An 837-nucleotide genomic window follows, 5' to 3' on the forward strand; every position below is an offset into this window, starting at 1 on the left:
ATGCACGTGGGTTTCCCCATTCAGAAATCCCAGACTCAAATGGTTTTTACTACCTAATCTGGGCTTATCGCAAGTTAATACGTCTTTCATCGCCTCTGACTGCCAAGGCATCCACCGTGTACGCTTAGTCACTTAACCATACAACCCCAAGAGGTTTCGTATGGACCATTTGCTTTCACTTTTTGAAAGTGAAGACAAAACAGCAACCAAGGTTGAACTCGTCGCTATCTCTGTATAAAAGATAGGGAGTTCTGGTTTTTCGCCGGATTCAAAATACAAGAACACTTGAATGTGTTGTTCTTCGTTTTACAGAGTAAAACAAAGGATATTAAGAACTTTTAAATTTTGATTTAAATAACTCGTAAGTTATTTGAATCAGTCAGCTTTCCAAATTGTTAAAGAGCGATTTCACGCTTATGCGTGTAACCATTTTTAAAGACTCTCAAGTGAGAATACTTAAAGATGGTGGAGCTATGCGGGATCGAACCGCAGACCTCCTGCGTGCAAGGCAGGCGCTCTCCCAGCTGAGCTATAACCCCAAATATAATGTTATCCAATACTTTCTGGAGAAGTATTGGTGGGTCTGAGTGGATTTGAACCACCGACCTCACCCTTATCAGGGGTGCGCTCTAACCAACTGAGCTACAGACCCAACATTAAGTCTCTTAATCTTTTAACCTAATCAATCTGTGTGAACACTCATAAATCGTAATCTATCGTTTAAGGAGGTGATCCAGCCCCAGGTTCCCCTAGGGCTACCTTGTTACGACTTCACCCCAGTCATGAACCACAAAGTGGTGAGCGTCCTCCCGAAGGTTAAACTACCCACTTCTTTTG

2 tRNA genes and 2 rRNA genes are annotated in these 837 nt (G+C 42.5%); all 4 read right to left on the minus strand.

From position 1 onward, the window contains the following. A 23S ribosomal RNA gene (locus HC728_RS19675) occupies positions 1–138 on the minus strand; the annotation flags it as partial. 325 nt (positions 139–463) lie between these two features. Next, positions 464–539, minus strand: a tRNA-Ala gene (locus tag HC728_RS19680). 36 nt (positions 540–575) lie between these two features. Further along, a tRNA-Ile gene (locus HC728_RS19685) sits at positions 576–652 on the minus strand. A gap of 69 nt (positions 653–721) precedes the next feature. After that, positions 722–837: ribosomal RNA gene (locus HC728_RS19690) — 16S ribosomal RNA — on the minus strand; the annotation flags it as partial.

The sequence above is a fragment of the Aliivibrio sp. S10_S31 genome, assembly GCF_014694495.1.
In the GTDB taxonomy this organism is placed as follows: Bacteria; Pseudomonadota; Gammaproteobacteria; order Enterobacterales; family Vibrionaceae; genus Aliivibrio; species Aliivibrio fischeri.